The sequence below is a fragment of the Rhodococcus sp. PAE-6 genome (genome assembly GCF_025290685.1).
GTDB classification, from domain to species: domain Bacteria; phylum Actinomycetota; class Actinomycetes; order Mycobacteriales; family Mycobacteriaceae; genus Rhodococcus; species Rhodococcus pyridinivorans.
Genome location: NZ_JAOCLZ010000001.1, coordinates 148,305 through 173,018, shown reverse-complemented (window position 1 = coordinate 173,018; position 24,714 = coordinate 148,305). Strand labels below are relative to the sequence as shown.

20 protein-coding genes and 1 pseudogene are annotated in these 24,714 nt (G+C 68.9%); 11 read left to right on the top strand and 10 right to left on the bottom strand.

What is annotated here, in order from left to right:
• The first annotated feature begins 15 nt into the window (after positions 1 to 15).
• Positions 16 to 744 carry a LysM peptidoglycan-binding domain-containing protein gene (locus NVV99_RS00730; protein ID WP_260782740.1) on the top strand — a complete coding sequence of 243 codons (729 nt, stop codon included), beginning with the start codon at positions 16 to 18 and terminating at the stop codon, positions 742 to 744.
• On the opposite strand, the gene NVV99_RS00725 is transcribed toward NVV99_RS00730, so the two are convergent.
• Positions 689 to 1,126, bottom strand: coding sequence for a carboxymuconolactone decarboxylase family protein (locus tag NVV99_RS00725; RefSeq protein WP_024101019.1), 438 nt, complete (start codon positions 1,124 to 1,126; stop codon positions 689 to 691). The genes NVV99_RS00730 and NVV99_RS00725 overlap by 56 nt on opposite strands.
• 98 nt (positions 1,127 to 1,224) lie before the next feature.
• Positions 1,225 to 1,599, bottom strand: coding sequence for a helix-turn-helix domain-containing protein (locus tag NVV99_RS00720; RefSeq protein WP_006552145.1), 375 nt, complete (start codon positions 1,597 to 1,599; stop codon positions 1,225 to 1,227).
• Between the two features lie 121 nt (positions 1,600 to 1,720).
• Between NVV99_RS00720 and NVV99_RS00715 the strand changes: the two genes are divergently transcribed.
• The 4 genes and pseudogenes from NVV99_RS00715 (at position 1,721) to NVV99_RS00700 (ending at position 7,064) form a co-directional block, all read left to right on the top strand.
• Positions 1,721 to 2,566, top strand: a complete 846-nt coding sequence (locus NVV99_RS00715) for an SDR family oxidoreductase (protein WP_024101020.1) — start codon at positions 1,721 to 1,723, stop codon at positions 2,564 to 2,566.
• A 50-nt stretch (positions 2,567 to 2,616) separates the two neighbouring features.
• Entirely contained in the window at positions 2,617 to 5,109 is a 2,493-nt protein-coding gene (gene pepN, locus NVV99_RS00710) for an aminopeptidase N (RefSeq protein WP_231413891.1), read from the top strand.
• Positions 5,106 to 6,236 (top strand): tyrosine-type recombinase/integrase, encoded by a 1,131-nt coding sequence (locus NVV99_RS00705; RefSeq protein WP_260782739.1) that lies wholly within the window; start codon positions 5,106 to 5,108, stop codon positions 6,234 to 6,236. The genes pepN and NVV99_RS00705 overlap by 4 nt, the downstream gene beginning before the upstream one ends.
• A gap of 128 nt (positions 6,237 to 6,364) precedes the next feature.
• Positions 6,365 to 7,064, top strand: a pseudogene (locus NVV99_RS00700) (DNA alkylation repair protein).
• 1 nt (position 7,065) lies between these two features.
• On the opposite strand, the gene NVV99_RS00695 reads toward NVV99_RS00700, so the two are convergent.
• Positions 7,066 to 7,659, bottom strand: coding sequence for a hypothetical protein (locus NVV99_RS00695; protein WP_197539119.1), 594 nt, complete (start codon positions 7,657 to 7,659; stop codon positions 7,066 to 7,068).
• A gap of 273 nt (positions 7,660 to 7,932) precedes the next feature.
• On the opposite strand from NVV99_RS00695, the gene NVV99_RS00690 reads away from it, so the two are divergent.
• A complete protein-coding gene (locus tag NVV99_RS00690) occupies positions 7,933 to 10,299 on the top strand; it encodes a phosphoketolase (RefSeq protein WP_024101025.1) in 2,367 nt (788 codons plus the stop codon).
• Between the two features lie 3 nt (positions 10,300 to 10,302).
• Here NVV99_RS00690 and NVV99_RS00685 read toward each other — a convergent pair whose 3' ends face one another.
• The 4 genes from NVV99_RS00685 to NVV99_RS00670 all read right to left on the bottom strand — a co-directional run bounded on the left by NVV99_RS00685 (position 10,303) and on the right by NVV99_RS00670 (position 15,558).
• A complete protein-coding gene (locus tag NVV99_RS00685; RefSeq protein WP_041803361.1) occupies positions 10,303 to 11,067 on the bottom strand; it encodes an HAD family phosphatase in 765 nt (254 codons plus the stop codon).
• 16 nt (positions 11,068 to 11,083) lie between these two features.
• The gene (locus NVV99_RS00680) at positions 11,084 to 13,501 is read right to left on the bottom strand and encodes a glycoside hydrolase family 65 protein (protein ID WP_024101027.1); all 2,418 of its coding nucleotides are present in this window, start codon (positions 13,499 to 13,501) and stop codon (positions 11,084 to 11,086) included.
• 65 nt (positions 13,502 to 13,566) lie between these two features.
• Positions 13,567 to 14,418, bottom strand: coding sequence for a trehalose-phosphatase (gene otsB / locus NVV99_RS00675; protein ID WP_232238093.1), 852 nt, complete (start codon positions 14,416 to 14,418; stop codon positions 13,567 to 13,569).
• Between the two features lie 72 nt (positions 14,419 to 14,490).
• Positions 14,491 to 15,558: a helix-turn-helix domain-containing protein gene (locus NVV99_RS00670; RefSeq protein ID WP_024101029.1), complete on the bottom strand. Its 1,068-nt coding sequence runs from the start codon at positions 15,556 to 15,558 to the stop codon at positions 14,491 to 14,493.
• Between the two features lie 120 nt (positions 15,559 to 15,678).
• Here NVV99_RS00670 and NVV99_RS00665 point away from each other — a divergent pair, with 120 nt between their 5' ends.
• Complete coding sequence (locus NVV99_RS00665; RefSeq protein WP_006552156.1) at positions 15,679 to 16,140, top strand: 6,7-dimethyl-8-ribityllumazine synthase; 462 nt, start codon at positions 15,679 to 15,681, stop codon at positions 16,138 to 16,140.
• On the opposite strand, the gene NVV99_RS00660 is transcribed toward NVV99_RS00665, so the two are convergent.
• The gene (locus NVV99_RS00660; protein WP_024101030.1) at positions 16,114 to 16,755 is read right to left on the bottom strand and encodes an SDR family NAD(P)-dependent oxidoreductase; all 642 of its coding nucleotides are present in this window, start codon (positions 16,753 to 16,755) and stop codon (positions 16,114 to 16,116) included. The two genes, NVV99_RS00665 and NVV99_RS00660, sit on opposite strands and share 27 nt — an antisense overlap.
• Between NVV99_RS00660 and NVV99_RS00655 the strand changes: the two genes are divergently transcribed.
• Complete coding sequence (locus NVV99_RS00655) at positions 16,730 to 17,338, top strand: AraC family transcriptional regulator (protein WP_144376935.1); 609 nt, start codon at positions 16,730 to 16,732, stop codon at positions 17,336 to 17,338. The genes NVV99_RS00660 and NVV99_RS00655 overlap by 26 nt on opposite strands.
• Before the next feature lie 150 nt (positions 17,339 to 17,488).
• On the opposite strand, the gene NVV99_RS00650 is transcribed toward NVV99_RS00655, so the two are convergent.
• Positions 17,489 to 18,634 carry an MFS transporter gene (locus NVV99_RS00650; RefSeq protein ID WP_006552159.1) on the bottom strand — a complete coding sequence of 382 codons (1,146 nt, stop codon included), beginning with the start codon at positions 18,632 to 18,634 and terminating at the stop codon, positions 17,489 to 17,491.
• Positions 18,631 to 19,530, bottom strand: coding sequence for a PAC2 family protein (locus tag NVV99_RS00645; protein ID WP_006552160.1), 900 nt, complete (start codon positions 19,528 to 19,530; stop codon positions 18,631 to 18,633). Before NVV99_RS00645 ends, NVV99_RS00650 begins: the two co-directional genes overlap by 4 nt.
• 51 nt (positions 19,531 to 19,581) lie before the next feature.
• Between NVV99_RS00645 and metH the strand changes: the two genes are divergently transcribed.
• The 3 genes from metH to NVV99_RS00630 are packed head-to-tail and all read left to right on the top strand — an operon-like array spanning position 19,582 to position 24,713.
• A complete protein-coding gene (gene metH, locus NVV99_RS00640; protein WP_024101032.1) occupies positions 19,582 to 23,151 on the top strand; it encodes a methionine synthase in 3,570 nt (1,189 codons plus the stop codon).
• Entirely contained in the window at positions 23,144 to 23,851 is a 708-nt protein-coding gene (locus tag NVV99_RS00635; RefSeq protein WP_041803364.1) for an HAD family phosphatase, read from the top strand. The genes metH and NVV99_RS00635 overlap by 8 nt, the downstream gene beginning before the upstream one ends.
• A 1-nt stretch (position 23,852) precedes the next feature.
• A complete protein-coding gene (locus NVV99_RS00630) occupies positions 23,853 to 24,713 on the top strand; it encodes a rhodanese-related sulfurtransferase (RefSeq protein WP_019289517.1) in 861 nt (286 codons plus the stop codon).
• Position 24,714 lies beyond the last annotated feature (1 nt).

Sequence of the window (24,714 nt, the reverse complement as noted above, 5' to 3'; positions counted from 1 at the left end):
CACCGAGGTACGGTGATGGTTACGAAATACGAAGTCGTCGCAGGCGACACGCTCTCGAAGTTGGCGCAGAGGTTCTACGGTGACGCGACGCTGTTCCCCGTCATCGCCGTTCCGAACGGCATCACCGATCCGGACGAGATCACCGTCGGACAGGAACTGCTCATCCCGTACATCACCGAACGGCACACCGTTGCACCGGACGAGACACTGTCGGGATTGGCGCAACACTTCTACGGCGACGGGACCCTGTTCCCGGTGCTCGCGGCGGCCAACCACATCGCCGACCCGAATGTCATCCAGGTCGGCCGCTCACTGCTGATTCCCGAACTCGGGGACGTGGGGCGCCACACCGTGGTCGCGGGAGAGACCCTCTGGGAGCTTGCACGCCGCTGGTACGGCGAGGCGCAGCTGTATCCGGTGATCTCGTTCCCGAACCACATCACCGACCCCGGCCACGTCGAGGTCGGCCGCGTGCTGATTCGTCCGGGGCTCAACTACCGGCACACCGTCGTCCCTGGCGATACCCTGCGGGTTCTGGCGGAGGACCCACTACGGGAACGCGGAGATGTTCGCGATGATTGCGGCTGCCAATCACATCGCCGATCCGGACAGGATCACCGTCGGGCAGGTGCTGTTCTTCCCGAACCTCACCAACTTCTGACGAGGGAGGCCGGTCGGCCGGTGCGGGTCACGGGGCGACAGGGTAGTGGCTCCGAACGGCGATGCGGTTCCACGCGTTCATGACGATCGCAAGCCACGTGACCGCGGAAACCTGCTCGTCGCTGAGCGCACCGTTGTCCCACTCGTGACGACCGGGTTCCATGGGGTGTGTGACTTCTTCCGCCAGCGCGAGCGCGGCGCGCTCCTGGTCGGTGAAGTACTGCGACTCCCACCAGGCCGCGACGACCGCTAGACGATCGGTGGTCTCGCCCTTCTCCAGGGCGTCGCGCGTATGCATACGCAGGCAGAACGCGCATCCGTTGAGCTGCGACGTGCGGATCTTCACCAGTTCGGCGAGCTTCGCATCGAGACCGGCCTGCGAGACGGCCTCCTCGACCTCCTTGTTCAACGCCAGAACGTTCTTGTAGGCGGCCGGGTGCTGCTTACCGAGATTGATGTGCGCCATTGTGGATGTCCTTCCGGCGAGCGACATCGGCCGGAGCGACCGGCCGCTTCATTCTGTCAGCCGCATCCATGCCGGTGGGTGTGGTTCGCGCCGCCGGATCAGTGGGTGCGGTCATACTCGTCCTGCGCGGCGACGATCTCGGGCATCGACTCCTCCACGACGTCGATGAGCGTCAGCAGGGGCGCGGTGATGCGGCGTCCGAGGTCGGTGAGCGAGTACTCGACATGCGGAGGGATCGTCCCCAGGACGGCGCGGTGGATCAGGCCGTCGCGTTCGAGGGTCTGCAGGGTCTGCGACAGCATGCGTTCGCTCACCCCGTCGACCCGGCGACGCAGTTCCGAGAACCGGCGCGTGTCGTCGACGAGGGCCGCCAGCACCAGCACACCCCAACGCCCGGTGATGTTCTGCAGCACCGGACGCGACGGGCACTCGCGCGCGAAGACGTCGGCTTCGGGGAGGCGATCGGTGCTCATGAATGCCGAGTATACGGCGGCTATGCGAACGATGGGTACTGACTCCAGTGGTTGCACTTACGAAAAGTAAGTGATGGAATGGTGGCGTTCCCGATCCCGCTCGACCACTTCGAGGAGTCCCATGACCATCGCTGTCACCGGAGCTGCCGGCCACCTCGGCCGCCTGACCATCACCGCTCTCCGCACCCGCGGTATCGCCGCCGGCGACATCGTCGCCGTCGTGCGCGACGCCGCGAAGGCCGCAGACCTGGCGGCCGACGGGGTGCAGGTCCGTGTTGCGGACTACGCCGATGCGGCGTCCCTGCGCGACGCGCTGGCCGGTGTCGACAAGCTGCTTCTCGTCTCCGGCAGCGAAGTGGGGCAGCGACTGCCCCAGCACACCAACATCATCGACGCCGCCCAGGCCACCGGCGTCGCGTTCATCGCCTACACCTCCATCCTGAACGCGGCGACGAGCCCGCTGATCCTCGCCGGCGAACACAAGGCCACCGAGGAACTGCTCGCCGCCTCCGGCATCGACCACGCCCTGCTGCGCAACGGCTGGTACTGGGAGAACTACGACAGCTCGGTCGCCGCTGCCGCTGCCACCGGGGCGCTGTTCGGTTCGGCCGGCACAGGCCGCGTCGCCGGGGCCGCCCGCAAGGACTTCGCCGAAGCGTCCGCCGCGGTCCTCACGACCGAGGGACACGCCGGTGCCGTCTACGAACTCGGCGGTCAGCGACTGACCTACACCGAACTGGCGGAGGTCCTCTCCGACATCGTCGGCGTACCCGTGACCTACAAGGATCTGCCGAAGGAGGAGTACGCGACGATCCTCGAGAACGCCGGTGTGCCCGCACAGTTCGCCGCCGTGCTCGCCGACTCCGACGCGGGCATCGCCGTCGGCGCGCTCGACACCGACAGCGGAGATCTCGAACGCCTCATCGGGCGCCCCGCCACGCCGGCAGCCGAAGCGATCGGTGCCTGACACCCGCTAATCCCGTCGGGTCCGGGCGTGTGATGGCAGGATCGGGACTCGTGAGCTCCGCGAATCTGACCCGTGCCGAAACCGCCGCGCGCGCCCGCGCACTCGACGTGCACTCCTACCGCGTCGAACTCGACCTGCGGGGTGCCGTCGACGCCCGACGCACCGGATTCCCCACGGTCACGACGCTCGAATTCACCGCCTCCACCGACGAGGCCTGGCTCGATTTCATCGGCGACTCCGTCGAGTCGGTGACGATCAACGGCGAGCTCGTGCCCGTCGTCTACGACGGCGCGCGGATCACCATCGGTGGTCTGAAGGAGATCAACGTCGTCACCGTCGTCGCGACCGGCCGGTACAGCCGGTCGGGGGAGGGGCTGCACCGCTTCGTCGACCCCGTCGACGGCGAAACCTATCTCTACACCCAGTACGAACCGGCCGACGCCCGTCGCGTGTTCGCGTGCTTCGAACAGCCGGATCTCAAGGCGCCGTTCACCTTCGTGGTCACCGCTCCGCGCCGCTGGCAGGTGCTCTCGAACGAGGCCGCCGAGCGCACGGTGCAGCGCGACGACACCCAGACCGTGACGTTCGCGCCGACCCAGCCGATCTCCACCTACATCACCGCGATCGTCGCCGGCCCGTACCACCGGGTCGACGCGTCGTGGAGCCGCGACGAGCTGACGGTGCCACTGGGGGTGCTGTGCCGCGCGTCGCTCGCCGAGCATCTCGACGCCGACGAGATCGTCGAGGTCACCCGGCAGGGCATGGACTTCTACGCCGAGCACTTCGACTATCCGTATCCGTTCGGCAAGTACGACCAGGTGTTCGTGCCCGAATACAACCTCGGTGCGATGGAGAACCCCGGCTGCGTCACCTTCACCGAGGCGTACGTTTTCCGCGGTGCCGCCACCGCCGCCCAGCATCAGGGTCGCGCGAACACGATCCTCCACGAGATGGCCCACATGTGGTTCGGCGATCTGGTGACCATGAAGTGGTGGGACGACCTGTGGCTGAAGGAGTCGTTCGCCGATTTCATGGGCGCCTTCACCAGCGCTGAGGCCACCAAGTTCACCGACGCGTGGGTGGCCTTCGCTAACCGCCGCAAGGCCTGGGCGTATCTGCAGGACCAGCTGCCCACGACGCATCCGATCGTCGCCGACATCGTCGACCTCGAGGCCGCGAAGCTGAACTTCGACGGCATCACCTACGCCAAGGGCGCGAGCGTGCTCAAGCAGCTCGTGGCCTATGTCGGCCGCGACGCCTTCTTCGAAGGTGCCCGCCGGTACTTCCGCAAGCACGCCTTCGGCAACACCACCCTCGACGATCTGCTCGTCGAACTGTCGAGCACCTCCGGCCGCGACCTGACGTCGTGGGCGCAGGCGTGGCTGCAGACCACCGGCGTATCCACCCTGCATCTCGAGGAGTCCGGGACCGGGTACGAGATCGTGCAGGGCGATCCGCGCCCGCATCGCCTCGCCGTCGGCTGCTACGACTCCGACGACTCCGGCGACCTCGTCCGCACCCACCGCGTCGAGGTCGACCTCGCCGACGAACGCACCCCCGTCGACCTGCCCGAGGCGGCGCTGGTGCTGCTCAACGACGACGACCTCACCTACGCCAAGGTTCGCCTCGACACGCGGTCGCTCGACACGGTCGAGTCCTCCCTGGACCGCGTCCGCGAACCGCTCGCGCGCGGCCTGCTGTGGTCGGCGCTGTGGAACGCGACCCGCGACGGGGAACTCGCCGTCGACCGCTATCTGTCGATGGCCGCCGGGTTCGCCCCGTACGAGGCGGACATCGCGCTGCTCACCGCGGTGCTTGCCAACGCGGCCCAGGCCGTCGAACACTATGTGCCGGACTCGGCGCGCACCGATGCGCGGCGTCGCTGGCTCGACGCGGTCTGGGACGGAATGCACGGTGTCGCACCCGGCAGCGACGCCCAGCTGGCCTTCGCCCGCGCGCTCGGTGTCGCGGCGAGCGTGGACGACCGGCACGCCGCCGACCTGCGAGCGATCCTGTGCGGCAACCTCGCACCGCCGGAGGGCCTGCGCCTCGACCCCGACCTGCGATGGAGCTGGTGGGCAGCGCTGACCACGACCGGCGACGCCGACGAGGCCGACCTCGACGAGGAACTGCGCAACGACGACACCGCCTCGGGACGCACCGCGCACCTGCGCGCGCTCGCCTCTCGCCCGCGCGCCGAGGTCAAGGCGCACGCGTGGGCGACGATCCTCGCCGACCACACCCTCACCAACGACCACCTCGACGCGACCATCGCCGGGTTCCGCGCCGGGGAGCGCCGCGACCTGATCTCCGCCTACGACACCGATTACTTCGCGGTGCTCTGTGAGACGTGGACGAGCCGCAGCATCGAGATCGCCCGCCGCATCGTCGTCGGATTGTTTCCCGCGGCCGACAGCCTCGAACCCGTCGACACCTGGCTCGAGGCCCACACCGATGCCCCGGCCGCGCTGCGGCGCCTGGTCATCGAACAGCGCGATCATCTCGCCCGCGACCTGCGTGTCCAGAGGATCAACACGCCGTGACCAGCCCGGATCTGCCCCGTCCCGAGGGGCCCGCGGTCCCGGACACGGTCGCCACCGCGATGCGGCGGCTGCGGGAGAAGGCGACTTCGGAGAACACCCGCGCCGCCCAGATCGGCGACTGGACGATCTTCACCCGCTGGTGCGAACGCACCGGGCACAGTCCGATGCCGGCCACCGCCGAGCAACTGAGCTGGTTTCTCACCGAGAAGGCCGCCGAAGTGCGCCCCGATGGACGCTGGGCGTACGCGCCGTCGACGCTGTCGCGGTGGGTGTCGACCATCAACAAGATGCACGCCCTGGCGGGCCTACCGAAACCCGGTGGGCACGAATCGGTCCGGGACCTGCTGCGCGGCATCCGACGCGATCGGGCCACCCCGCCGGCGCGCCGGACCCCGCTGCTCACCGACGACATCCGCACTATCCTCACCGCGATGCGTGCCGAGGCGGCCGACGGCGGGTGGGCCGAACGCGTCGCCGAACGTCGCGACGCGGCGCTGCTGCTCATGGGACTGGCCGGGGCGCTGCGCCGCTCCGAGCTCACCGGTCTCGTCGTCTCCGACGTCGTCCCGCACAGAGCCGACGGACTCTACGTGACGGTCCGCCGGTCCAAGACCGACCGCAGTGCGCGCGGCCGCACGGTCACCCTGCCGTACGGGTCCGCTCCGCACACCTGTCCGGTGTGCGCCTATCGACGCTGGCGGGAGGTGCTCGACGCCTGGGACGAGTCCGGACGCGAGGCCGTCGTCGACCTGCTCGGTACCACCATCGCCGACCCGGCCGAGCACTGCTGCCGTGGTCTGGCGGCCGGGCGCCCGCAGGACGGCGACCGGCCCCTGTTCCGGCCGGTGCACCACAGCGGCGCGGTGGGGACGACCGCGCTGTCGGGGCAGTCCGTGCACTCGATGATCCAGCGCCGCGCCCGCCGCGCCGGATTCAGCGACGACCTCGTCGCCACCCTGGGCGGGCACAGCCTGCGGGCCGGGTTCGTCACCCAGGCGGTGCGCGGCGGCGCGACCACACAGACGATCATGACGCAGACCGGGCACGCGGACGAACGGATGGTCGCGCTGTACAGCCGCCACCACGCCGGTCTCGTCGGCAACGCGGTCACCCAACTCGGCCTGTGAACGGATCCGGGTGGATCCGATCCCACTCAGCGACGCCGAACCCACCCGAATCGACGATGGAACCAGCCCAGGCCGTCGCCCGACGCTCGTAGGCTGAGGCGCGACCGACATACGGACAGGAGATCGCGGTGGCACAGACGAAAACGGACGCTCCGACCATCGACGAGTTGCTCACCGAACTCGCTGCACTCGACGACCCGAAGATCCGCGCGGTGAACGAGAAACACGGCGACGACCACGGCGTGAACCTCAGCGCCCTGCGCGCCGTCGCCAAGCGGGTGAAGACGCAGCACGAGCTCGCGCAGCAACTCTGGGCCACCGGCGACACCGCCGCCCGGCTGCTCGCGCTGCTGATCTGCCGCCCGAAGGCGTTCACCGCCGACGAACTCGACACGATGGTCCGTGAGACCGGCACCCCGAAGGTGCACGACTGGTTCGTGAACTACGTCGTGAAGAAGAACCCGCACGCGGAGGAGCTGCGGGCGATGGATGACCGATCCAGATCCGATCGTCGCGAGCGCAGGCTGGGCACTCACCGCCGAGCGTGTCGTCAAGAACGCCGACGGCCTCGACCTGTCCGGCCTGCTCGACATCATCGACGCTCAGATGCGCGACGCCCCCGAACGATTGCAGTGGGCGATGAACACGTGCCTGGCGCAGGTCGGCATCGAACACCCCGACCACCGGGCCCGCGCGCTCGACATCGGCGAACGCCTCGAGGTGCTGAAGGACTATCCGACGTCACCGGGTTGCACGTCACCGTACGCGCCGGCCTGGATCGGCGAGATGGTGCAACGGAAGAACGAGACGAAGGCCACCCAGCCGTAGCTCACGCCACGTCGAGTGTGCGGATCTGCTGCCGGATCTCGTGCCACCCGGTGGTCCTTCCCGTCAGCAGCCACACCCGGGCGTCGATGTCGTCGCTCACAGGTCCGCGCACCTCACGGATCTCGGTGAAATACGGTTCGAGGTCGAACGGGTCGGCACCGGTGAACAGCACATCGGTGCTCGACTCGTCGGGAAGAGGGAAATAGCCGTACGCGCGGTTGGGCTGTGCGCCGACAGATCCTCGTACGCGCCCGCGGTGCTCGCGGCGATCCGTTCCCCGACGTCGCTGTTGGACATCGGCACCGAGACGGACGGCACGAGCGCGGCGAGCGCCACGCCGATCACCACCCAGCTCGCGGGCGATCAGCGCGAGGACCACGACCGCAGCCACCGTCGCCACGATCGCCGGTATCCGCAGCACGAGGACCGACCCGGGCACGACCACCTCGGCGACCCATGCGATCAGCGGCGCGACCGGCGGCTGGTCGGCCGACCCCCAGTCGAGGTGATTGCGGCCCACGGCCAGCATGTACATCTCGTCGAACCAGTAGCCGCGGCCACCGGCCACCGCCGCGACCAGGTGTGCGAACGCCACGAGCGCCCGATCACCCCCACCGCGCGGCCTGCGAACGGGATGGATCACCCGCCGCTGCGGTGCTTCGTAATCGACTGTGCGTTCCTGTGCGGTCCTGGCCCAGGGCATTCGCATTCGACTTCCGGTGTCGGATCGTTCCGGTCGGTACCGGGAGTGGGTACCTCCCCGATTGGGTACCGTTCCGAGCGAGGGTACGCGGCAGGCCGGGCCCCGCATGCGCATTCGCGGGAAAGCCCTGGCCGGCGCCGGATATCAGCGACGACGAGGAGAACGATGCAGCTCCCCACCACCGACACCGACTTCGACACCCTCGACGCGTGGTGGCGGGCCGCGAACTATCTGTCCGTCGGCCAGATCTACCTCATGGACAATCCGCTGCTGCGCGAACCGCTGCGGCCCGAACACATCAAACCGCGGCTGCTCGGACACTGGGGCACCACACCGGGATTGAACTTCGTCTACGCGCACCTCAACCGCGCCATCACCACCCGCGACCTGGACATGATGTACGTCATGGGTCCCGGTCACGGCGGACCCGGACCGGTGGCCGCAGCGTGGCTCGAAGGCACCTACAGCGAGGTCTACCCGGATATCTCCCGCGACGAGGACGGCATGCGGCGCCTGTTCCGCCAGTTCTCGTTCCCCGGCGGCATTCCCAGCCACGTCGCCCCCGAGACCCCCGGATCGATCCACGAGGGCGGTGAACTCGGCTACTCCCTCTCGCACGCCTACGGCGCCGCCTTCGACAATCCCGATCTGATCGTCGCCGCGGTCGTCGGCGACGGCGAAGCCGAGACCGGACCGCTGGCCGCGAGCTGGCATTCGACGAAATTCGTCGACCCGCGCCGCGACGGCGCGGTACTGCCGATCCTGCACCTCAACGGCTTCAAGATCGCCAACCCGACGGTGCTCGCGCGCATCGGCGAGGACGAACTGATCTCGCTGCTGCGCGGCTACGGGCACGAACCGATCGTCGTCGCCGGCGACCATCCCGCAGACATGCATCGGCGCTTCGCCGCCGCCCTCGACGCGGCGCTCGACCGCATCTCCGAGATCCAGCAGACCGCCCGCAGCTCAGGAAACGCGACCCGCCCGGCGTGGCCGATGATCGTGCTCCGGTCCCCGAAGGGCTGGACCGGCCCGGTGGAGGTCGACGACGCCCCGGTCGAGGGCACGTGGCGCGCCCACCAGGTGCCGATCGGTGATCCGCGCAGGAACGACGAGCACCGCCGCCTCCTCGAGGAGTGGCTGCGCAGCTACCGGCCGAAGGAGTTGTTCGACGACGACGGCGTTCCCGTCGCGGCCCTGCGCGACCTCGCGCCCCGTGGCACCCGGCGGATGAGCGCCAACCCGCACGCCAACGGGGGAGCGGTGCTGCGGGATCTGATCCTGCCCGACTTCCGCGACTACGCCGTCGACGTTCCCGAACCGGCCACCGCCACCGGCGAGGCCACCCGCATCCTCGGCACCTTCCTGCGCGACGTCATGCGGCGCAACGCCACGAACTTCCGGATGTTCGCGCCCGACGAGAACAACTCCAACCGCCTCGACGCGGTCCTCGACGCCACCGACCGCACCTGGAACGCGCGCATCGAGCCGGGTGACGACCGGGTCGCCCCCGACGGCCGCGTCATGGAGATCCTGTCCGAACACACCTGTCAGGGCTGGCTCGAGGGGTATCTGCTCACCGGCCGGCACGGATTGTTCTCCAGCTACGAGGCTTTCGCGCACCTGGTCGACTCGATGGTGAACCAGCACGCCAAATGGCTGCTCACCACGAACCGGATCCGCTGGCGCCGCCCCATCCCGTCGCTGAACTACCTGCTCACCTCCCACGTGTGGCGGCAGGACCACAACGGCTTCTCGCACCAGGATCCCGGATTCATCGACCACGTCGTCAACAAGAAACCCGAGGTCGTGCGCGTCTACCTGCCGCCGGACGCCAACACCCTGCTTTCGGTGGCCGATCATTGCTTGCGCACCCGCCAGTACATCAACGTGATCGTCGCCGGGAAACAACCGGCCGTACAGTTCCTCGACATCGACGACGCGATGACCCACTGCCGCAAGGGCATCGGGATCTGGCAGTGGGCCTCGACCGACCGCGACGTCGAACCGGATGTGGTGCTCGCCTGCGCCGGCGACATCCCCACGATGGAAACCCTCGCAGCCGTCGACATCCTGCACCGCCGCTTCCCCGACCTGCGGATCCGGGTGGTCAACGTCGTCGACCTCATGCGGCTGCAGGACGACCGGGCGCACCCGCACGGGCTGCCGGGCGCGCACTTCGACGCGCTGTTCACCACCGACAAGCCGGTGGTCTTCGCCTACCACGGCTATCCGTGGCTGATCCACCGTCTCGTCTACCGCCGCACCAACCACGAGAACTTCCACGTCCACGGCTACATCGAGGAGGGCACGACCACCACACCGTTCGACATGTGCGTGCTCAACCGCATCGACCGCTACCACCTCGCGCTCGACGTCCTCGACCGCGTCGAGCGGATCCGGCCGATCGCCGGGCACGCCCGCGAGGAACTCGAGAACATCCTCGCCGAACACACCCGCTACGTGCGTACCCACGGCGAGGACATGCCGGTGATCACCGACTGGCACTGGCAGGGCGTCGGAATAGACTGAGCATCAAACCGATCCGCGGCGGGCCAGTCGCCCGGCGGTGAAGGCGTCGACGTCGACCTCGTCGAGGGATGTCACCACCAGATCGGCGCCCGCGTCCTCGAGGTCGGCGGCGTCGTCGAAACGGGCGACACCGAGCGCCCACATGCCGCCGGCCTTCGCCGCCCGGATCCCGCTGATCGCGTCCTCGACGACCACGCACGCCTGGGCGGGCACCCCGAGTTCGTCGGCGGCGGTGAGGAACAGTTCCGGGTCGGGTTTGCCGTGGGCGACCGGGCGGCCGGACAGATCCGCGTCGAACCGGTCGAGCAGCGTCTCGCCAGGACGGTCGTGGGCGGGGACCGCCCGCAGGAACAGCCCGGCATTCTTCGACGAGGACGCCGCGGCCACCGCGATCCCCGCCGCCTGCACGGCCGCGACGAAGCGCACCCCGTCGTCGTAGGCGCGGAACCGGCGCTCGTCGATCAACCGCAGCAACCGGGCCTGCTTGCGCTCGGCGTAGTCCACCGCGCGGCGCTCGGCGTCGGGCACCGCGAAGTATTCGAGCGCAGCGCGGGCGCCGTCCATCCGCGGCCGACCCGACAGCACCTGCCGGTACACCGCCGCGGTGAACGCGTCGTCGGTCCAGGAGGTCTCGGGTTGCAGGTCGCGCCAGTCGCCGGTCATCAACTCCGCCAGCGCTTCCCGCCACGCCGTCTCGTGCGGTGAATCGACGAGCACCCCGTCGACGTCGAAGATCACCGCACGGAACCGCGACTGCGTCTCGGGCACGATGTCCTCCTCGCGGTCAGGCAGGGACGGCGGCGAGCCGGAACTCGTGCGACTCGCCGGCGCCGAGCTCGACGAGTTCGCCGTCCACCGCGACCTGCACCGGCACCCGGAAGCCCTCGGTCTCGGCGCGCACCGACAGCTTGTCGCCGTCGATCCGCACCCGCAGGGGAGTGCCGCGGTACCGCATGGAGAACGACACCCCGTCGAGGTGCGAGACGAGCTTGGGCCGGAAGACGAGCACGTCGCCGTACGGGCGGGCACCGACGTAGTAGCGCTGCACCAGATCGAGGGTGCCGCCCATGACCCCCATGTGGATGCCTTCCTTGGTGGTGCCGCCCTGCAGGTCGCTGACATCGCTCTCGAGCGCGAGCTTGAACCGCAGCCACGACGACTGCGGGTCGAAGGTGGCGAGCACACCGGCGAACGTCACGTGACTGAGCGTCGAGCCGTGCGAGGTGCGCTGGTCGTAGTAGTCGACGGTGCGGCGCACGAGGTCGCGATCGTAGGGATAACCGAGCTGCTCGAACACCTGGCGCAACTCGGCATCGTCGAACAGGAAGAACAGCATCACCGTGTCGGCCTGCTTGGCGACCTTGTAGGCATCCGGGTCGCGGCCCTCCGCACGCAGGATGCGGTCCATCCGACCGATGTTGCCGTACTTCGTGCGGTAGTGCTCCCAGTCGAGTTCCTCGAGATCCTCGTAGCCCTCGAACTGGCTGATCACCCCGTCGTGGTAGGGCACGAACATTCTCCGGCTCATCTCCGACCAGGTCCGCAGTTCCTCGTCGGTGACGCGCAACCGGGCCCGCAGGGCCGTCTGTCGGCTCTTCGACAGCACCTCGAAGACGTCCAGGGCGCGCGCGGAGATCCACGCGACCATCACGTTCGTGTACGCGTTGTTGCGTAGCCCGGCCTCGGTGGACCCCGGATACCGTTCGTGGAACTCGTCCGGTCCCATCACCCCATGGATCTCGTAGCGGTCCCGCTCCGGGTTGTAGTGCGCGATCGACGCCCAGAACCGCGCGATCTCGAGCATCATCTCGGCGCCGTAGTCGGCCAGGAAGTCGACGTCGTCGGTGGCCTGGTAGTAGTGCCACACGTTGTAGAAGATCGCGGCGCTGACGTGACGCTGGTTCCGGCTCAAGTCCGGATCCCATTGCCCCGACATCGGATTGAGATGCACCGTCTGGGTCTCCTCCGTGCCGTCGCTGCCGCTCTGCCAGGGGAACATCGCGCCGCGGTAACCGGCCTCGCTCGCCGCGGCCTGCGCCTCCCCCAACCGGCGGTAGCGGTAGAGGATCAGTCCCTTGGTGATCTCGGGGACCCGCATGTTCAGGAAGGGATAGACGAACATCTCGTCCCAGAACACGTGCCCGCGATAAGCCTCGCCGTTGAGTCCGCGCGCCGGCACTCCCGCGTCGAGACGCGCGGTGTGCCGTGAGCAGACCTGCAACACGTGCGAGACGTGCAGGCGCAGCAGCAACTGCGCGCGCGGCTCCCGCGGCAGCCGGATGTCGCAGATGTCCCACAACTCGTCCCAGGCCGCGACGTGCTCGTCGTACGCCTCGGCGAAATCCGGATAGCGCAACACGTGCCGGCCCGCGGAGGCGAGGGGCTCGGTGATCGCGTCGTCGCGGGAGGTGAACATCGCCACCATCTTCTCGATGCGCACCGTCGAGCCCTCGGCGATGTCGAAGGAGAGGACCTGCTGGATGTAGTCCTCCATCTGGTACAGATCGCGGTCGACGAGCATCGCCCCGCACGAGCCCTCCCGGAACACCCGGGTGCGGGCGGCCTGGGCGATGTAGGTGTCGGACTGGCGGATCTGCACCTTCAGCGCGATCGTCTCGGGGCCGTAGGTGCGCGGCGAGACCGGATCGAGGTGCCGTGCCTCGAGATCGCGATAGCGGGCCACGGCGCGGTTGGAGACCCGGCCGTCGAGGGCGGTGACGATCTCGACCCGCCCCGACCAGTTCTCCGGGGTCAGCGACCACTCGAGCGCCCCCTGGTTCGGATGCTCCATGCTCACGAACCGCCTGCTGCACAGCGACGTCTCGCGGCCGTGCCGATCCCGGAACCGCAGTTCGCGGACCACGGTGGCGGTGCGGATGTCGTAGACGTGCCGGTAGTCGAGGATCTCCACCTGTGCCAGGCGGATCGCCTCGCCGCCGTCGATGCGCAGCTTCAGCACGAGCCAGTTCGGGAGGTTGACCAGATCCTCGTTCAGGACCGGGCTGCCACCCATGATGGTGGTCTCGCGGTTGTAGCAACGATGCGCGTAGGTCCCCGGATAATGGACCTCGCCCATGTCTTCCCACTCGGCGGTGCCGCGTGAACAGAAGTAGCCGTTGCCCGTCGAGGTCAGGGCTTCGCGCAGGGGTTCGTCGTCTGGATCGAAACCGTCGTAGTCGAGGGTGAACTCCGGGTCGTACACGCGAACCTCCTGGCGGGTCGTACTCGACACGAACTGTCCGGCGGTGCTGTCACCCGGCGGCGCTGTCATCTACCCAGGGCCGACAGGAAACGTTCGACGTCGTCGACCGACGCGAGGACGAACTCGGCGTCGGTGCGGCGTCCGGCCATCTCCGGGTCGTCGGGGCTGCCGACGAGGATCCCGATGCCGCGACCCCGCAACGCCCGGAAGGCGTCCTCGTCGGTGATGTCGTCGCCGAGATAGAGCGGCACGACGTCGTCGGAGGCGAGATCGAGGACCTCGATCAGGTGCAGAACCGCCTTGCCTTTGTTCCAGTTCACGGCCGGTTTGAGTTCGTAGACCATCTTTCCCGGCACCACGGCGAGCCGGTCGGGGTTCTCCTGCAACAGCGTCTCGACGATCGCACCCACCCGGTCGTGCACCTCGGGGGAGGCCTGCCGGTAGTGCACGGCAACCGACGCGCGCTTCGGTTCGATGCCGACACCGTCGAGACCGTCCAGGCGGGTGCGCAGGGTCTCGGTGGTCTCGGTGATCAGATCGGTGAAGTCGGTGAGGACGTCGTGGGCGATCTGCCCGTGGGTGGGGCTCCAGATGTCGAAACCGTGGCTGCCGGCGACGACGAGATCGTCGACCCCCATGAGCTGCTGGACGACGTCGCGGTCTCGGCCGGTGACGATGCATACCGACACGCGGTCGGCGAGTTCACGGACGGTGCGGCGCATGGCATCCGACCACACCGCGTCCTCGGGACGGGCGACGATCGGGGTGAGCACACCGTCGTAGTCGAGGAAGACCGCGGGCCGGCGGCCCGCGAGACGATCGGACAGGGCGGCGCCGTCGAGTGCCGACGGTAGGTCCTCCACGGTGCGCGGCGCGGTCATCTGATCGGTACTCCTGTCGTCGCGGCGACCCGTCATGGTTCGCACCGTACACAAAGATCGAAAGGCTCGGCCGTGGATCCGGGGAGGGGGATCGGCCGGATGCAGCGGTCAGCGGACCGGGCGTCGCCAGTGCTCGTCCGCGGTGAGCCGGGAGCGGACGTGTTCGGCGGCATCGTCGTTGCGGAACGGGCCGGTCAGCAGGTCGGCGTAGACGTGTGAGACGGCGGCATGGCGCAGTCCGCTGCGACGGTCCATCCGTTCGAAGACCACCGGCGACCAGGGGATCGCCACCACGACGTCGCCGCCGTGCTCGACCGGGCGCAGGCCGAGACTGTCGGCGAAGTCGTCGGGGTCGTCGGCGTAGACCTCGAGCAGCGTCGGGGCCGCGTAGTCGGTGGCGCCGACGCCGGTGAGCGCGTAGGGGATGTCGATGCGTTCGGCCAGTCGCGCGCGGGTCGCGGTGACGCCCTCGGGGGCGGTGAACCGGCGGACCGCGCACACCTTCCGCTCGGCGGCCCAGGCCCGCAGCATCGGTTCCCAGCGCACCTCGACGATCGGGCCGCGCGGGACCCGGCGCACGAGCTCACGTTCGACGAGCACCTCGACGACGCGGTAGGTCGCGCCGGTGGACGCGCCGGACAGCTTGATCAGTTCCGGGACGGAGATCTCCCCGACGTGATCGGCGAGTGCGCGCACCACGCGGTCGGACGGTTCGCCGGTGAGCACCCCGGACGGGCGGCCCGGGCCGCGCCACGGGTCGGCGTCGGCGCCGCGGTCGCGGACCCACACCGCCGGGCGGTCGGCGACGAGCGAGAGGTTGCCGGTCGCGTCGGCGTAGGAGATGCCGTGCCGGTCGAGCTGGCGGCGCACCGGATCGGACAGATAGTGGGCGCACACGAAGCCGCGGTCGGAGTCGGACAGGTCGGCGGCGATGCGCGCGACGTCGCCGGAGAGCACACCGCGGGAGGCGACCACGGAGAAGGACACGGTGTCGCCGTCGGGGGCGGAGACGAGCATCCGGGTGGGTGCCTCGGGGGAGCGGGGGCGGTCGCTCGACAGCGACCAGCCGAGCGGCAGGCACGCCTCGAGTCGGGCGGTGGCGCGACGGTAGATGTCGATGTACCGCTCGGGGCGGGGACCGATGGTGTTCTCGGGGGCGGGAGCCGACTGTGTCACATCCACCACCGTAGTCACTCTGTGCATGACGGAAAAGAGAAATAATCGAAATCCCACAGGGCGGAACAGCGCCTCTCCCGCACCGCAAACTATGACGCGGCATGCGCTAGTTTCGTGACCATGACCGACATCACCGGGCGCATCGCGTTCGTTCAGGCGACCTGGCACCGCACCATCGTCGACCAGGCACGTACAGGCTTCACCGAGGAGATCACCCGCCTCGGCGTCTCGCAGGACGCCCTGGACTTCTTCGAGGTCCCCGGCGCCTTCGAGATCCCGCTGCACGCCAAGCGACTGGCGAAGACCGGGCGCTACGACGCGATCGTCGCGGCCGGGCTGGTCGTCGACGGCGGCATCTACCGGCACGACTTCGTCGCCACCGCGGTGATCGACGGCCTGATGCGCGTCCAGCTCGACACCGATGTGCCGGTCTTCTCCGTCGTGCTCACCCCGCACAACTTCCACGAGCACGACGAGCACGTCGAGTACTTCACGCGGCACTTCGTCAAGAAGGGCGCCGAGGCGGCTCGCGCCGTCGACGCCACGGTGCGCTCGCTACGCGCGCTGCCGACCGGAGACTGAGCCCCGGTCGGCAGCGCGCGTCGGATCAGCGTGCGCTGCCGGAGGGATCCGTCGCCACCGAGTCCTCGCCGGCCGCTGCCTGGTTCGGAGCCTCCGGTAGGCCGCCCGCGCGGTCTCGTCGGTGTTCAGTGCCAGCGACTGCAGACCGAATGCCGCGGTGATGCGGTGACGGGTCGCCTCCGGCACCGCCTTCCGCGCTCCGAGGATCGCGCCCGCCGTGCGGGGCACGTACCGCAGGCCGGGACGAGCCGTCGCGATCACCTGCACGATCGCGGCGGCGACCTCGTCCGGGCCGACCATGGCGTGCTCGGTCGCGGAGTACACCGTGAGGCCGGGGGCGCCTTCGATGCCCACGACGGAGCCGAGATTGACGATGTGTCCGTAGCCCTGTTCGGTGAACCGCGCCGCGGCCGGCTTCGAACCGAGGATCACACCGCGGACGTTGATGTCGATCTGCCGGTCGGTGACCGTGTCGGTCTCCTCGAGGAACGCGCCGGTGGGCATGATGCCGGCGTTGTTGACGAGCGCGTCGATCCCGCCGAACTCCATGTGGGCCAGGCTGAGGAATTCGTCGAAGGATCCTCGGTCGGTGACGTCCAGAGGCCACCGGAACACCGTGGTGCCGAAGCGCGCATCGATCCGGGCGGCGGTGCACGGGATCTTCGGTTACGCCCTGATGAGCTGCGCGACGGTGCGCGACGGCATCGAGGTGGGCACCCGTTTCTTCGATTGCGGGGCTTCCTGCTGGAGCGCGACGTCGACGCATGCGGTGGTAGTGGACGCGCGGGCGTTGGACCGGCCCATGCCGACCGCGAGCCCGGAGGCCGCCGCCGTACTGCTGCGGGAGTGCGCGGAACTGCTGCAGCGCAGACAGAACCACGGCGAGCTCGGCGCCCGCGTGCGGGAAGTGCTGCTGCGCCGGGCCGCGGAGGGCCCCACGCAGGACCAGGTGGCCGCGGAGCTGGGGTCGAGTGTGCGCACCCTCCGGCGGCAGCTGGGGGAGGAGGGGACCTCGTACCGGGCGATCGTGGCCGAGACGCTGGGGACGATGGCGGGGGAGCTGCTGGATGCGGGCCTGCCGGTGGAGAGGGTGGCGCACTGTCTGGGCTACGCCGATGCGTCGAGCTTCTCGGTGGCGTTCCAGCGGTGGACCGGCCGGACGCCGGGTGGGCGAGGACGGGAGAGACGCTCGGTCTGAGGCGACTGCGGGACCGGTTCGAGAGCTTTGGAGATATTCTGAACGATACGGAAACCATAGAAAACCAGAACCCATCCTCCTTCGGGACCTACTCACCACATAGAGCGGCACCAGCTACCAACCACCAAACCTGCCAGGAAAACGTCGGTGTCAGCGGCTCGATGCCTCAGGGCGTCGAGTCATGGCCAGGGGAACGAGCACACCGAGCAGCGCGGCAGGCAGCAGGAACGCGAGGACCGGGTCGGCGCCGTACACCGGCGTCAGCAGGAGAGGGGAGAAGGCCGCACCGCCGAAGCGGAAGGCCTGCACGACGGACACCGCGCCACCGCGGTTGCCGCCCGGCCCACCGAGCACCGCGGCGTTGACCCCGACGAGGATGAACTGCGAAGCGATACCTGCCAGGAACCACGCGACGCCGAGCACGACGAGCCACGGGACGGTACCGACGACCACGACCAGCGCTGCGCCGCTCACCGCGCCGATGAGCACGATCGCGCGGGCACCGACGCGGTCGATGAGCATCCCGACCGGCCGGGAACTGAGGATGCCGGCGAGTCCGAACACGGTGAGTACCACGCCGCGTTCGGACGGGGACAACCCGAAGTCGTCCTCGACCCGGAAGGCGAGGAGGAATCCGAGTCCGCCGAGCGCACCCCAACCGAGCAATGCGACCAGCCCGATACGCAGGACGCGCGGGGTCAGCGCGTCGCGCAGTCGGACCCGAGTGGTACCGGACGGGTCGTCGCGCACCGATTCGGGCAGGCCGGCGAGCGCCAGGAGCAGCGCGGCGCCGGCAAGCACGACGAACGCCCATCTCCAGCTCACCTCGGCGGCGAGACCGCCGATCAGTGGGGCGACGGTTTGGCCGGCGGCCTGCATCGCCCCGAACAATCCGAGAGCGCGGCCGAGCCTGTCCTTCGGGGTGATAACGGCCAGCGCCGCGAGCAGCAGCGGAGTGGTGAACGCGTTGGCCGCGCCCTGCAGCATGCGGGTGCCGATGAGCACCGAGAAGGTCGGCGCCAGCGCCGCGGCGATCGAGACCGCCGCGTAGACGAGATAGGCGGTGCGCACGGTGCGGACGCGTCCCCACCGTGCGCCGAGCGTGCCGGAGAACAGCATCGCGGCGGCGAACACACCGAGATAGGCGGTGACCGTCGTCGCGGCTGTGCCGGTGGACACACCGGTGTCGGCGCCGATCTCCGGCAGCATCGACACGACGACACTGCCGCCGAAGGGACCGAGGAAGCCGCCCGCGTACAGCGCCGTGCGCTGCAGCGGTTCGCGCAGATCCCTCACTTGTTGAAGCCGCCGGGGCCCCGTCGCCGCAGATAGCGTTCGAACTCGGCGGCGAGGGCGTCGCCGTCGATCTTGGCGATGACCTCGGAGATGTCCTCCTCGGCCTCGGCGTCGCCGCGCTCCTCGAGGGTGCGCACGTACTCGGCGATCTCCTCGTCGTCCTCGATCATGTCGGTGACGGTCTGTTCCCACTCCTCGGCGAGGAGGGGGAGTTCGCCAAGGGGCACCTCGAGGTCGAGGACGTCCTCGACGCGGCGCAGCAGCGCCACGGTGGCCTTGGGGTTCGGCGGGTTGGACACATAGTGGGGGATCGCCGCCCAGAACGACACCGCGGGGATGCCCGCGCGGACGAAGGCGTCCTGCAGCACGCCGGTGATCCCGGTGGGTCCTTCGTAGCGGGAGGTCTGCAGCTTGAAGCGTTCGGCGGCCTCGGAGCTGTAGGCGGTGCCGGTCACCGGGACCGGGCGGGTGTGCGGGGTGTCGGCGAGCAGTGCGCCGAGCAGGACGACGGTGTGGACCTCGAACTCGTCGACGAGTTCGATGATGGCGTCGCAGAAGCTGCGCCAGCGCATGCTCGGCTCGATGCCGTGCAGGAGGACGATGTCGCGGTCGCTGCCGGGCGGGGAGCACAGCGACAGCCGGGTGGTGGGCCAGTCGATCTCGCGGGTGACCCCGTCGACGAGCCGCACCTGCGGCCGGTTGACCTGGTAGTCGTAGTACTCCTCGGAGTCCAGCTCCGCGAACGGCTCGGCGTCCCAGATCAACTCGAGGTGTTCGACGGCGCCGCTGGCGGCGTCGCCGGCGTCGTTCCACCCTTCGAAGGCGGCGACGAGCACCGGATCGCGCAGGACGGGGACGTCCTGGTCCGGGGTCTCGGGAAACTCGGGTGTACTCACTCGTCCAGCCTACGACCCGGCCCGATCCGGGCGCCCACTAGTCTGAAGGGCATGTCCACCCCACTTCATTCTGTCCTGCTCGATGCGCTGAGCCAGCGCGTTGTCATCGGAGACGGGGCGATGGGCACCATGTTGCAGGCCGCGGATCTGTCGCTCGACGACTTCCGCGGTTTGGAGGGGTGCAACGAGATCCTCAACGAATCTCGTCCCGATGTGATCCGGGGGATCCACCGGGCGTACTTCGAGGCCGGCGCCGATGTCGTCTCGACGAACACCTTCGGCTGCAACCTGCCCAACCTCGCCGACTACGACATCGCCGACCGCATCCGTGAGCTGTCCGAGCTCGGTACCCGCCTCGCCCGCGAGGTCGCCGACGAGATGGGTCCCGGCGCCGACGGCATGGCCCGGATGGTGATCGGGTCGATGGGTCCGGGTACGAAGCTGCCCACCCTCGGCCACGCGCCGTTCGCTGCGCTGCGCGACGCCTACGGTGAGGCGGCGCTGGGCATGCTCGACGGTGGTGCCGACGCGATCCTGGTGGAGACCTGTCAGGACCTGTTGCAGGCGAAGGCCGCGATCATCGGTAGCAAGCGGGCGATGGAGCAGGCCGGTCGCCGGATCCCGATCGTTACCCACGTGACAGTGGAGACCACCGGCACGATGCTGCTCGGTTCCGAGATCGGTGCCGCGCTGACCGCCCTCGAGCCGCTCGGCATCGACCTGATCGGGTTGAACTGCGCGACCGGTCCGGCGGAGATGAGCGAGCACCTGCGGTATCTGTCGCAGCACGCGACGATCCCGGTGTCGGTGATGCCGAATGCGGGTCTGCCGGTGCTGGGCGCGAACGGCGCCGAGTACCCGCTGCAGCCGGAGGAGCTCGCCGAGGCCCTGGCCGGATTCGTCTCCGAGTACGGGTTGACCTTCGTCGGTGGCTGCTGCGGCACCACCCCCGAGCACATCCGGCAGGTTGCGGCGGCGGTGCGGGGGGTGCAGCCGGCGCCGCGCGCCGCGCAGCCGGAGCCGGGTGTGTCGTCGCTGTATACCTCGGTGCCGTTCGAGCAGGACGCGTCGATCCTGATGATCGGTGAGCGGACCAACACGAACGGGTCGAAGGCGTTCCGGGAGGCGATGCTCGCCGCGGATTGGCAGAAGTGCCTGGACATCGCGAAGGATCAGATCCGCGACGGTGCGCACATGCTTGATCTGAACGTCGACTATGTCGGGCGTGACGGGGCGGCGGACATGGCGGAGCTGGCGTCGCGGTTCGCGACGTCGTCGACGTTGCCGATCATGATCGACTCGACGGAGCCGGACGTGATCAAGGCGGGCCTCGAGCATCTCGGTGGTCGGTGTGCGGTGAACTCGGTGAACTACGAGGACGGCGACGGTCCGGGTTCGCGGTTCGAGCGGATCATGGAGCACGTCGTCGAGCACGGCGCGGCGGTGGTCGCGTTGACGATCGACGAGGAGGGCCAGGCCCGCACCGCCGAGCACAAGGTGCGCATCGCCGAGCGGTTGATCGCGGATCTGACCGGTCGGTGGGGGTTGTCGCCGCAGGACATCATCGTCGATGCGTTGACCTTCCCGATCTCGACGGGTCAGGAGGAGGTGCGGCGCGATGCGATCGAGACGATCGAGGCGATCCGCCGCCTCCACGAGGCGCATCCGGAGGTGCACTTCACGCTGGGCATCTCGAATGTGTCGTTCGGTCTGAATCCGGCGGCGCGGCAGGTGTTGAACTCGGTGTTCCTGAACGAGTGCACCGCGGCGGGTCTGGATACGGCGATCGTGCACGCGTCGAAGATTCTGCCGATGGCGCGGATCCCGGAGGAACAGCGGCAGGTCGCGCTGGATCTGGTGTACGACCGGCGCAGCGAGGGTTACGACCCGCTGCAGAAGCTGATGGAGCTGTTCGAGGGGGTGTCGGCGGCGTCGGCACGCGAGTCGCGGGCGCAGGAGCTGGCGGCGTTGCCGCTGTTCGAGCGGCTCGAGCGGCGCATCGTCGACGGCGAGCGCAACGGTCTCGAGGACGATCTGACCGAGGCGATGAGGACCACCCCGCCGCTGGCGATCATCAACGACACGCTGCTGTCGGGCATGAAGACTGTCGGTGAGCTGTTCGGGTCGGGTCAGATGCAGTTGCCGTTCGTGCTGCAGTCCGCCGAAGTGATGAAGACCGCGGTGGCGTTCCTCGAGCCGCACATGGAGTCGACGGGCGACGAGGGCAAGGGCCGGATCGTGCTGGCGACGGTCAAGGGCGATGTGCACGACATCGGCAAGAACCTCGTGGACATCATCCTGTCGAACAACGGCTACGAGGTGGTCAACCTCGGCATCAAGCAGCCGATCGCGACGATCCTCGACGCGGCGGTGGACAAGCGCGCCGATGTGATCGGCATGTCGGGTCTGCTGGTGAAGTCGACGGTGGTGATGAAGGAGAACCTCGAGGAGCTCAACTCCCGCGGGGTCGCGGAGCAGTTCCCGGTGTTGCTCGGTGGTGCGGCGCTGACCCGCAGTTACGTCGAGAACGATCTGGCGGAGGTCTACGAGGGCAAGGTGTCCTACGCGCGCGATGCGTTCGAGGGTCTGTCGCTGATGGACCGGGTCATGGCCGAGAAGCGCGGTGAGGGTCCGGCGCCGGACAGTCCGGAGGCGATCGAGGCCGCCCGCAAGGCCGCCGAGCGCAAGGAGCGGCACGAGCGCAGCAAGCGGATCGCGGAGAAGCGCAAGGCCGCGGAAACGCCGGCGGAGATCCCCGAGCGCAGTGACGTCGCGAAGGATCTGCCGGTGCCGACGCCGCCGTTCTGGGGCACCCGGGTGATCAAGGGCATCCCGCTGGCCGACTATGCGGCGCTGGTCGACGAGCGTGCGCTGTTCCTGGGGCAGTGGGGCCTGCGCGGGCAGCGCGGTGGCGACGGCCCGAGCTACGAGGAGCTCGTGGAGACCGAGGGCCGGCCGCGGTTGCGGTACTGGCTGGACCGGTTGGCGACCGAGGGCATCCTGCAGCACGCGGCGGTGGTGTACGGCTACTTCCCGGCGGTGTCCGAGGGTGACGACGTGGTGGTGCTGACCGAGCCGCGCCCGGATGCTCCCGAGCGTTACCGGTTCACCTTCCCGCGGCAGCAGCGTTCGCGGTTCCTGTGCATCGCCGATTTCGTGCGGTCGCGGGAGGATGCGCTCGCGTCGGGCCAGGTGGATGTGTGGCCGTTCCAGTTGGTGACGATGGGGCAGCCGATCGCGGACTTCGCGAACGAGTTGTTCGCGTCGAATTCGTACCGCGACTATCTCGAGGTGCACGGCATCGGTGTGCAGCTGACCGAGGCGCTGGCCGAGTACTGGCATCGACGGGTGCGGCAGGAGCTGGCGTTTGCCGAGGGCGGCACGGCCGCGGACGAGGATCCGGAGGAGGTCGCGGAGTACTTCAAGCTTGCCTACCGCGGTGCCCGGTTCGCGTTCGGTTACGGCGCGTGCCCGAATCTCGAGGACCGCATCAAACTGGTCGAGCTGCTCGAACCCGAGCGGATCGGGGTGGAGCTGTCGGAGGAGCTGCAGTTGCATCCCGAGCAGTCCACCGATGCGTTCGTGCTGCACCACCCGGAGGCGAAGTATTTCAATGTCTGATCGGGTGGAGGCGCCGCTCGCGGTGCAGACCGGTGCGCTGCGGGCGGTGCTGTGGGACATGGACGGCACCCTGCTCGAATCGGAACGCTTGTGGGACATCGGGATGCACGAGTTGTCGTTGCATCTCGGTGGGCCGATGAGCGACGAGACCCGCATCTCCACGATCGGGGGGCCGATGGATCTGGCGGTGCTGCGCACCTTCGCCGGGTTGGGTCTGGAACCGTCCCCGGACGAGGCGGCGGCTGCGGCGGCGTGGCTGACCGACTACATGGGCCGGTTGTTCGCCGACGGGCTCACGTGGCGGCCCGGCGCGCAGGCCGCGCTGCGCACCGTCCGCGAGGCGGGACTGGGGTCGGTGCTGGTGACCAACACCGAGCGGGCGTTGTGTGAGGTGGCCCTCGCGACCCTGGGCCGTGAGCATTTCGATCATTCGGTGTGTGGCGACGAGGTGCCGGCCGGCAAACCCGATCCGGCGCCCTACCGTCGGGCTGCGGAGTTGCTCGGTCTGGATCCGGCGCAGTGTCTGGCGGTGGAGGATTCCCCGACCGGGGCGGCCGCGGCGGATGCGGCCGGGTGCATGGTGCTGGTGGTGCCGTCACTGGTGGATGTGCCCGGCTCGGAGCGGCGGGTGTTCCGGTCCACGCTCGAGGGGTTGAGCGCCGAGGATCTGCACGAGCTGCACGGTGCGGGGGTGCCCTGAGGTGGCGGTCCCGAAGATCGTGCTGTTCTACAAGTTCACCCCGTTGCCCGACCCGGAGGCGATCCGGTTGTGGCAGCACACCCTCGCGTCGTCGTTGGGGTTGACCGGGCGGATTCTCATCTCGGAGCACGGCATCAACGGCACCGTCGGCGGTGACATCGCCGACGTGAAGAAGTACGTGCGTGGCTTGCGCGGTTATGCGGCCTTCAAGGACACCGATATCAAGTGGTCCGACGGCACCGGCGACGACTTTCCGCGGCTGTCGGTGAAGGTACGTCCGGAGATCGTGACGTTCGGGGTGCCCGACGAGGTGAAGGTCGACGAGAACGGCATCGTCGACGGCGGCACCCATCTGTCGCCGCACGGCGTGCACGAGCTGGTCGCCGAGCGCGGCGACGAGGTGGTGTTCTTCGACGGCCGCAACCGCTTCGAGGCGCAGATCGGCCGGTTCCGGGATGCGATCGTGCCGGATGTCGCCACGACCCGCGATTTCGTCGCCGAGCTCGACAGCGGACGCTACGACCATCTCAAGAACCGCCCGGTGGTCACCTACTGCACCGGTGGGGTGCGCTGTGAGGTGCTGTCGGCGTTGATGCGCAATCGCGGGTTCGAAGAGGTCTACCAGCTCGACGGTGGCATCGTCCGCTACGGCGAGACCTTCGGAGACGAGGGCCTGTGGGAGGGTTCGCTGTACGTCTTCGACGGGCGGATGAACGTCGAGTTCAGCGCCGAGGCGCCGGTGATCGGCCGCTGCACCCTGTGCGGGACGCCGACCTCGCGGTACCGGAATCATCCGGATCTCCACGGCCGGGAGTTGACTCTGGTGTGCGAGGGCTGCGTCCCGGACCTCGTGGAGGCGTAGA

Coding starts and splice junctions, on each gene's coding strand:
- NVV99_RS00730 (WP_260782740.1), top strand. CDS start 16: ATGGTTACGAAATACGAAGTCGTCGCAGGCGACACGCTCTCGAAGTTG.
- NVV99_RS00725 (WP_024101019.1), bottom strand. CDS start 1,126: ATGGCGCACATCAATCTCGGTAAGCAGCACCCGGCCGCCTACAAGAAC.
- NVV99_RS00720 (WP_006552145.1), bottom strand. CDS start 1,599: ATGAGCACCGATCGCCTCCCCGAAGCCGACGTCTTCGCGCGCGAGTGC.
- NVV99_RS00715 (WP_024101020.1), top strand. CDS start 1,721: ATGACCATCGCTGTCACCGGAGCTGCCGGCCACCTCGGCCGCCTGACC.
- NVV99_RS00690 (WP_024101025.1), top strand. CDS start 7,933: ATGCAGCTCCCCACCACCGACACCGACTTCGACACCCTCGACGCGTGG.
- otsB (WP_232238093.1), bottom strand. CDS start 14,418: ATGACGGGTCGCCGCGACGACAGGAGTACCGATCAGATGACCGCGCCG.
- NVV99_RS00665 (WP_006552156.1), top strand. CDS start 15,679: ATGACCGACATCACCGGGCGCATCGCGTTCGTTCAGGCGACCTGGCAC.
- metH (WP_024101032.1), top strand. CDS start 19,582: ATGTCCACCCCACTTCATTCTGTCCTGCTCGATGCGCTGAGCCAGCGC.
- NVV99_RS00635 (WP_041803364.1), top strand. CDS start 23,144: ATGTCTGATCGGGTGGAGGCGCCGCTCGCGGTGCAGACCGGTGCGCTG.